Origin of the sequence: Xenorhabdus innexi (genome assembly GCF_002632485.1) — a bacterium.
GTDB lineage: Bacteria > Pseudomonadota > Gammaproteobacteria > Enterobacterales > Enterobacteriaceae > Xenorhabdus > Xenorhabdus innexi.
On record NZ_NIBU01000044.1, the window covers coordinates 21,413 to 29,701 of the forward strand.

Below are 8,289 nucleotides of genomic sequence, written 5' to 3' on the forward strand. Positions count from 1 at the left end.
ATAAAAAAACTTCGTCAGCGTGGGTTATGAATGCTCTCTCATTTCCATAATTTCAATCGGACTGTCAAAACGTAAGTGTTCATCAAGAGCCATCGGAATGAGCCAACGTAAATTGTAGATAACATTATCAGGTAATAAATGTGCTTCGTATATATCAACAATTTCTTTTTCAATAGATTTTGCAGAATAAACGCTGTCATCATGCGTATAGAGAAAATTAACCTGATAAGCATCAGGACGGGTCAGCACGGTAAATAGTTTCCACTCTTCAGGCTGAGTCTTAATTCCTGCTTCTTCGGCGAATTCTCTTGCCATTGCCTGTTGAGGCGTTTCACCTGTTTCTATTTTTCCACCAATACCATTGAGTTTCCCCTTCTGCCAACTGGGCTGTAACTTAGAAATAAGAGCAACATGTTTTTTATCTTCAGAAAACATAAACCCGGTTACATAATGAATCATTATCTTCCTCATCTTATTACTGCACTATTAATGTTTGATCCCTGTCTGGCCCATGCGAGATATATTTGATTGGAACCCCGGCATAGTCCTGAATAAAAGTCAGGAAATCAATCAGCTCAGTAGGTAGCTCTGCTAAGTGTGTATATGATGGGTTAAGTTCTCCCCAACCTTTGAAAATTTTATAAACTGGTTTAACTTTATCAAGTTGCAATAATGCCTTATCACAGCAAACCGGTTCATCATCAATTTCATATGCAATAGCCACTTTTATTTCATCTAAACCCGCTAAGACATCAGTATTGGTTATGGCTAATTCCGTTACCCCGTTAAGCTTTACCGCGTGTTTAATCAGACATAAATCCAGCCAGCCACATCGTCTCGGCCTTTTGGAAACAGTACCATACTCGTTTCCACGCTCCCGGATATAATCCGCCTGTTCAGTCAATAATTCGGTCGGGAATGGGCCGTTACCGACGCGGATCATATAAGCTTTCATCACACCGACAATATGCATTTTCTGCGCCGGTATACCAATCATGGCAAAACAGGTCTGAACCAAGGTCTGATATGCCACGGTATAAGGATAAGTACCAAAGCTGTTATCCAAAAAAGTGGCTTGTGATGTTTCAAGTAAGATATCTTCTCCCTTACTCAATAAATCACGGATTGCTTCATTGGTAAATGTAAAATAAGGTTCGATCTTTTTTCCGTACTGATGAGTTATTTCTAACATTTCCTCGAAATCTAAATTCGAATTATCATTAAAAACATGGCTAATTTGTTTTTCCCTGATGCCCCAAAGAAACTCTAGTTTTTTCCTGAGCTTTTCTTTATCCAGAGTATCAATAAGCCGGATTCCGTGCCGGTTAGATTTATCTTCAACACAGGCACCGACACCAACCCCTACAGATCCTATTTTATTCTTACCTTTATATTTTTCAGATGCTTTATTTAACTCGGCATGTAATGGCAATACGATATGGCACCGAGGATCAATTGAAATGCTGGAGTTAATCTTCTCTCTTTGTATAAACTCAATTTCTTTCACAAGTACAGGCAGGCTAATTAATGCTCCTTGGCAAATATAGAGATTCTTTTTATTAAGTGATGCCGGTAATTGAGAAAAAGAACCCCTCACATTTCCATATTGTACACAATGGCCTGCATTTGCACCTCCATTAAATCTGGCGATACTATTCACACCACCAGATAAATAATCAACAAACTTCCCTTTTCCTTCATCTCCAAATTGAAGGCCAACCACAGCTATTAACATAGGCTCTCCCTATTTATAAAAAATATTTCAAATGGTATTTTCTTTTATATTTTAAAAAAATATTATCTCAATGGATTATGTCAGTCAGCTATTTGAATCAAAATATAAATAGCCCATTAAAAACCATAATAAATAATACGTTATTTAAAATAATAACGATGATAAAAATTGTTTATTTCAGTAGTTCAAAAATTTTTATTTGCTGACTAAATAATCAGCCATTAATAAAGCCTCATTTAGTGTATCAACAACCGGTACACCTGCCGTTTCAAGACTTAAACGGCTATGGGTTCCCCCCGTGTAAAGAATGGCATGAGTGCCTGCTGCTAATGCGGCAATAGCATCATCGGTTGCGTCACCAATCACAACGCTCTTTTCAGGGGATATATTGAGTTTCCTGATGTGATTAGCCAATTGCTCAGACTTTCCGGTAGTCAATAATGGTGTATTTCTACCATCAACGTGGGTAAAGAATTTAGCAATACCGTGGCTGTCAATCATAGGAACTAATTCTTCATGCTGCATCAGTGAACATAGTGATTGTGTCGCACCTGATTGATAACGGGCAGCAAGCAGCTCACTCACTCCTTCTGCTAAATTTGCTCTTTTTATGCCGGGACGATAATGGGTATTAAATGTTTTTCCTATAATTGACCATTCAGAAGAAGATGGCTCGCGTCCAATTACCTGCTTATAGAAAATTTGCACCGGAACACAATAATATTGCCGATATTGTTCCAGTGTCAGCGGTTCAATACCAATTTCCGCAAGCGCTAAATTTGTTGCACTTACTGAAACATTAACATCATTCAGTAGGGTGCCATTCCAATCCCAAATAATATGTGCTGTTGTCATAATCAATTCACTTCCTTAGTTGTACCTGCCTGTTCCAGATTCTTTGATCCAGACTCACGGTTACGGGACAAACATTCAGGACATTGTTGCGCTATATCTCTGAATGCATCAATAGGTTGAGTACCGCTTACTCTATCGAGAATTCTCAAAGCCGATAAAACCTTCAATAACTCTGGTGCCCATGTGGATTCTTTCAGAGTGTCATGCAAGACAGACAATAAACTGTATGAATAGTTAACCCAATCCGCTGTAGTTGTATGAGCATATTTACTCTCATCAGTTGAAAGCTGATTAACTAAATTATTAAGTACCTTATGATGTCTGAAGCACCATGGGGTCAACACATCTAAAGATTCAGGGCTGAATACACGGTCAGAGTATCCATACACGCAGGTACGCAGTAGTTTTTCCCAATGTAATTCGGTGGCTCGTAGCTTTGGCCTTATTCCTGTTCGAGTGATAACCAACTCTCTTACCTGCCGTAAGGTATCCCCGGTACCACAATTATCATCAATAACCGAAACAGAATGCTCGGAAGGTATGTTACGCCCCCAGATATGATGACTATTGCTGCATGCATCATCATAGCGCGAAACTTTTACTAAATTGAGTTCACTATTCCATGCAGCGGCGGTGACTGCGGCTGTCGCAGCGCCGCCTAACATCACCCCGATAACGGAAGAGTTCGGGCAGGCATCTATTTGTGCTGCGGCTAATGTTAATAAATGATTATCACCCTCAATATATGTTCGGGGTATCTGATGCTCCGTACCTGTTGGTAGTTTCAAGTCCTGAAGTAAGGAAGAAGAAAGGGTAGATTTGCTCCCCATTAGTGCTGAACAGACGATTTCAGCACATACCTTTACCCCATCAATAAAAGGGACAATATCTTCATTAGTCATCTGTGGAACGTTTAATAAACTATCGATAATACGCAACAATTTCACCAGACAGTGATCTGCCAATATGTATTTTGAAGGTGCTGCGCATTGTTTATCTGTACACTGAAGTTTAATGATGATGTCTGCATAATATTTTACAGTTGCCAGTAACTCGTCACAGGTTTTCGGCTCGTAATAAGCGAACCCTCGGGAGCTAAGGATATTCTGTTTCTTCGCAACTACCCCCGGAAGCACCATAACTTCTTCCATTAAATGATTTGTTGCGGAAATCGCTCGTAATTCGCCTAATAAACCCACAGCACGTAGATCTAAAATAGATGGAATAACTGAAGCAGGTGAAAGAAACTCAGCCATATTTACCCTCTTCGTGCTTGCGCTTTTGATTCTCGGGTTGCAGAAAGTGCCTCTTCGAGAGGAACTTTACCGATATGCAGTGCCTGACCCAGAATGGCACCTTCGACTCCCCGATCATACATATCAGCTAAAATACGCAGGTCATCTATGCTTGAGACACCACCACCAGCAATGACCGGTGATGACGTTTTTGCACAGACTTCACTCAGCAGTGTAAAATTAGGCGAACTCATCATACCGCCCCGTTCAACATCAGTAACGACATAACGCTGGCACCCTTGTTTTTCCAGACGTTCGAGAATATCCCAAAGCTTGCCGTTATTGACATTCCACCCATGAGTTGCCAGTTGATAACCTTCCGGGGTATTCCTTACATCCAAAGCAATCGCAATTTTATCGCCATATTCGCCAATGGCTCTGGCACACCAATCCGAATTTTCTAATACAGCGGTTCCTAAATTTACCCGCTGGCATCCGGTTGCCAATACCCTGCTCAGGATCTCTTCATTTCTGATACCACCACAGACTTGTACATTAATATCGACTGCCTCGATAACATCAGCGATTAAATGACTGTTGGAACCCCGACCTGACGCAGCATCAAGATCAACCACATGTATCCATTTTGCTCCGGCATTTTGCCAAGCCAATGCAACTTCAGCCGGAGTACCTAAAGGCCGCCGTAATGTTGAACTTTCACCACGAGTCAGGCGAATTGCAGAATTTGATGTCATCGCTATCCCATCGACAATATCAACAGAAGGGAATACTTCGAACATTTCCTTAGTTATCATTTAACCACCTAATTAATCACAAAACATATCATCCACATTTAATAACAAAAATTATTAATGCGATTATCACTCACTGCCCTATAACCAACGCTCTTTTGATTAACCGCCAATATTCACATTGATTTTCCTTAACAATTACGATTAACCATTTCAATAATTCATAATATGGAAAAGTAATGAGTTTTAAATAAAGTAATTTCATTATGTAGTTATGCTTTTTTATAAAAAACAAATAAAATAAAGACAGATATAAAAAACAATAAGAAAAATAATAAACACCAACTTAATCAGGTTATTACACTTTAATCAGCATAAAATCCTCAATATTACACATTAAATAGATTTCAGATTACGCTGAGATAAGGAAAATAAACTCATACAGCATAGATAACTTTCCATTTATAAACACAATAATTAAAGGGATAAACAAAACTAACAAAGGAACAAGTTGAAATAAAAAAATCATTTACTATAAATTAGTTAAAAATCACATCAATTATAAAAACACACTTATCAAAAATAATTATTTTTTATGAGAGAGAAAGATATGAAGAAGGAAAAAATCTGGATGTCCATTGGATCGGTACTATCTTAGATCTATCCACTGGTGGAGTATTAACGATATTGATTCAGGCAGAGTATCCTTAGCTATGATGTTAACAAGTTACCCTCTCAAGGATATTCGGTACTACATGGTGATTATCACTCATAACCCGGTAAACTGAATGCTATACACAATGAATTTCGAGTTGCTTCGCGGCGGCAAGGGAATGACAAATTCGTCGGGAACGAGTTTGCCCAGCCAACAAAGAGGCAGCTTGAAAGACGAAGTGTATATATCGTTCATCATTAACATCAGGCACAATCACCTGATGAGCAAACTATAAAACGAGTTTTTCTGTGTGCGCCACAACCATATGCGCACAAACCTACCTTTACGTTTTATCTCATCGAAAAAGAGGGATGCTATGAAATCACGTGCTGCCGTTGCTTTTGGGCCAAACAGACCACTCGAGATTGTTGAAATTGATGTAGCACCACCGAAAACAGGTGAAGTGCTGATAAAAATCAGCCATACCGGTGTTTGCCATACGGATGCTTTTACGCTTTCAGGTGATGATCCCGAAGGTTTATTCCCCGTTGTGCTCGGACACGAAGGTGCCGGAGTGGTTATTGAAGTTGGTGAAGGTGTTACCAGCGTTAAACCTGGCGACCATGTTATTCCATTGTATACCGCTGAATGTGGTAAATGTGATTTTTGCCAGTCCGGTAAAACTAATCTCTGTATCTCTGTTCGCGATACTCAGGGAAAAGGCGTGATGCCTGATGGTACAACCCGCTTTTCCTACAAGGGCCAACCTGTTTATCACTATATGGGATGTTCCACATTCAGCGAATATACCGTTGTAGCCGAAGTCTCACTGGCAAAAATAAATCCGCAAGCAAATCATGAACATGTTTGCCTGTTGGGCTGCGGAGTGACAACAGGTATCGGTGCTGTACATAATACGGCGAAAGTTCAGTCGGGAGATTCTGTGGCTGTTTTCGGGCTGGGTGGTATCGGTCTTGCCGTCATTCAGGGGGCTCGTCAGGCGAAAGCGGGTCGTATTATTGCTATCGATACAAATCCGGCGAAGTTTGAATTAGCCAGACAATTTGGTGCTACGGATTGCATCAACCCCAACGATCATGAAAAGCCTATTCAGCAGGTTATTCTCGATATGACGAAATGGGGGGTTGACCATACTTTCGAATGTATTGGTAACGTCAACGTCATGCGGGCAGCGCTTGAAAGCGCGCATCGTGGCTGGGGCCAGTCAGTCATTATCGGTGTCGCAGGTGCCGGACAGGAGATTTCCACTCGCCCATTCCAGTTAGTTACGGGACGGACATGGAAAGGGACTGCCTTTGGTGGTGTCAAAGGGCGCAGCCAGCTACCGGGAATGGTTGAAGATGCCATGAAAGGTGAAATTGAGCTGGAGCCTTTTGTAACACATAAAATGCCACTGAAAGATATCAATGAAGCCTTTGAACTGATGCATGAAGGCAAATCTATCCGAACGGTCATTCACTACTAATTGAGTAGCCTCCATATCCTACAGTTTTAGAGAGAAAAATTAATGGAAAGAATTGAACAGCACGCATCCTTTGGCGGATGGCAGGATGTCTACCAACATGAATCCAGCACTCTGAATTGTCAGATGAAGTTTGCTGTTTTTTTGCCGCCTCAGATAAAAGACCAGAAACTACCGGTACTGTATTGGCTCTCTGGATTAACCTGCACTGAGCAGAATTTTATCACCAAAGCCGGTGCTCAGCGTTATGCCTCAGAACATGGCATCGTCATTGTTGTTCCTGATTCCAGCCCGCGAGGAGATGACGTTGCTGACGATCCTTCTTATGATCTTGGGAAAGGAGCCGGATTTTATCTCAATGCACTGAAACAACCTTGGGCAGCGCATTATCAGATGTATGATTATATTGTTTCAGAACTGCCTGATTTGATAGAAAAGCATTTTCATGTCAACAAAATACGGTCAATCAGCGGTCACTCTATGGGTGGACATGGCGCGTTGGTTATTGCCCTGCGAAATCCAGAACGTTATTGCAGTGTATCGGCATTTGCACCAATTGTGGCACCGAGTCAGGTTCCTTGGGGAAAAAAAGCGTTTTCTGCCTATCTGGGAGAAGACAGATCGCTATGGAGCCAGTATGACACGGTAGAATTAATTAGAAATGATAAAGTAAAAGAACAGCTACCACTTTTGATTGAGCAAGGAACTGGTGATGATTATATGGATAGCGAATTACGACCAGACTTATTAGTGAGTGTCTGTAATGAAAAAAACTATCCGATAACAATAAATTTTCGGCAGGGTTATGATCATAACTACTATTTCATTGCCAGCTTTATTGAGGAACATGTCGCCTATCATGCCAAAGAAATGCAAAAGCATGCTGAAAGGCGATAAACCTTAACGTAATATCGTTCTCCTTTCCTGAAAACGGCGAACATCCGCCGTTTTTCTGATATTAAACGAATTTCCCGAGCGCATTTCACTTACCGGAAACCAGCCTGATAAAAACCATCCAGATTATCTTATCGAAGTCACTCGCGTTTAAATCTGATTTGCGATAGCATCTGCGCCCTTTTTACGATTTTTCGACGATTGGAGACGAGGAAACCTATGTTCATCGGTTTTGACTATGGCACATCAAATTGCGCAGTAGCAGAAATGATCGGAAATACGCCAAAATTGATCGCGATTGAAAATGATAATTTCTATATGCCTTCTGCGCTGGCAGCACCGACCCGAGAATCAGTTTCTGAGCACCTGTTTCGCCACAGAAATATCTCTCCGGGTTCTCCCGTCGGGGAACAATTACTCCGTAGCGCAATTACGACAAATCGTGAGGAAGGCGGTAATTGTCAATATAGTTGGCACCATTAATTCATTTAAGCCGCCTGTTGTTCTCGTTCAGGATTCAGCGTCACTGTTTCTACCCATTGCCAGTTTCTGGTGCTGCGTGACCAGCGTTCCGGAGAGGCGAGTTTAGCCTGGCGATAAACGCCATCCCGCTGTGTTAAAATGACTTTGTCTTCGCCTCTGTGCCGTTGGCCCGGTGTCACATAATTTATCCCACTATG

At 41.2% G+C, this 8,289-nt stretch carries 7 protein-coding genes and 2 pseudogenes; 3 read left to right on the forward strand and 6 right to left on the reverse strand.

Annotated features, from left to right (window positions below):
- Positions 1–24: 24 nt before the first annotated feature.
- The 5 genes from Xinn_RS15025 to Xinn_RS15045 form a co-directional block, all read right to left on the reverse strand.
- Positions 25–459 (reverse strand): NUDIX domain-containing protein, encoded by a 435-nt coding sequence (locus Xinn_RS15025; protein WP_086955892.1) that lies wholly within the window; start codon positions 457–459, stop codon positions 25–27.
- A 16-nt stretch (positions 460–475) separates the two neighbouring features.
- Positions 476–1,735 (reverse strand): adenylosuccinate synthase, encoded by a 1,260-nt coding sequence (locus Xinn_RS15030; RefSeq protein ID WP_086955890.1) that lies wholly within the window; start codon positions 1,733–1,735, stop codon positions 476–478.
- A 195-nt stretch (positions 1,736–1,930) separates the two neighbouring features.
- Positions 1,931–2,590 carry an HAD family hydrolase gene (locus Xinn_RS15035; RefSeq protein ID WP_086955888.1) on the reverse strand — a complete coding sequence of 220 codons (660 nt, stop codon included), beginning with the start codon at positions 2,588–2,590 and terminating at the stop codon, positions 1,931–1,933.
- 2 nt (positions 2,591–2,592) lie between these two features.
- Positions 2,593–3,846, reverse strand: a complete 1,254-nt coding sequence (locus tag Xinn_RS15040) for a hypothetical protein (RefSeq protein ID WP_086955886.1) — start codon at positions 3,844–3,846, stop codon at positions 2,593–2,595.
- A gap of 2 nt (positions 3,847–3,848) precedes the next feature.
- Positions 3,849–4,640: a HisA/HisF-related TIM barrel protein gene (locus Xinn_RS15045; RefSeq protein WP_086955884.1), complete on the reverse strand. Its 792-nt coding sequence runs from the start codon at positions 4,638–4,640 to the stop codon at positions 3,849–3,851.
- Positions 4,641–5,608: 968 nt separating this feature from the next.
- Between Xinn_RS15045 and Xinn_RS15050 the strand changes: the two genes are divergently transcribed.
- From Xinn_RS15050 to Xinn_RS15060, 3 genes and pseudogenes are all read left to right on the forward strand, one after another.
- On the forward strand, positions 5,609–6,718 hold the full coding sequence (locus Xinn_RS15050; RefSeq protein WP_086955883.1) for an S-(hydroxymethyl)glutathione dehydrogenase/class III alcohol dehydrogenase: 1,110 nt from the start codon (positions 5,609–5,611) through the stop codon (positions 6,716–6,718).
- A 42-nt stretch (positions 6,719–6,760) separates the two neighbouring features.
- Positions 6,761–7,612, forward strand: coding sequence for an S-formylglutathione hydrolase (gene fghA / locus Xinn_RS15055; RefSeq protein WP_086955881.1), 852 nt, complete (start codon positions 6,761–6,763; stop codon positions 7,610–7,612).
- Between the two features lie 216 nt (positions 7,613–7,828).
- A pseudogene (locus Xinn_RS15060) lies at positions 7,829–8,059 on the forward strand (molecular chaperone); the annotation flags it as partial.
- 38 nt (positions 8,060–8,097) lie between these two features.
- Here the strand turns inward: Xinn_RS15060 and Xinn_RS22065 are convergent.
- Positions 8,098–8,289, reverse strand: a pseudogene (locus tag Xinn_RS22065) (IS3 family transposase); the annotation flags it as partial.

Coding starts and splice junctions, on each gene's coding strand:
- Xinn_RS15025 (WP_086955892.1), bottom strand. CDS start 459: ATGATTCATTATGTAACCGGGTTTATGTTTTCTGAAGATAAAAAACAT.
- Xinn_RS15030 (WP_086955890.1), bottom strand. CDS start 1,735: ATGTTAATAGCTGTGGTTGGCCTTCAATTTGGAGATGAAGGAAAAGGG.
- Xinn_RS15035 (WP_086955888.1), bottom strand. CDS start 2,590: ATGACAACAGCACATATTATTTGGGATTGGAATGGCACCCTACTGAAT.
- Xinn_RS15040 (WP_086955886.1), bottom strand. CDS start 3,846: ATGGCTGAGTTTCTTTCACCTGCTTCAGTTATTCCATCTATTTTAGAT.
- Xinn_RS15045 (WP_086955884.1), bottom strand. CDS start 4,640: ATGATAACTAAGGAAATGTTCGAAGTATTCCCTTCTGTTGATATTGTC.
- Xinn_RS15050 (WP_086955883.1), top strand. CDS start 5,609: ATGAAATCACGTGCTGCCGTTGCTTTTGGGCCAAACAGACCACTCGAG.
- fghA (WP_086955881.1), top strand. CDS start 6,761: ATGGAAAGAATTGAACAGCACGCATCCTTTGGCGGATGGCAGGATGTC.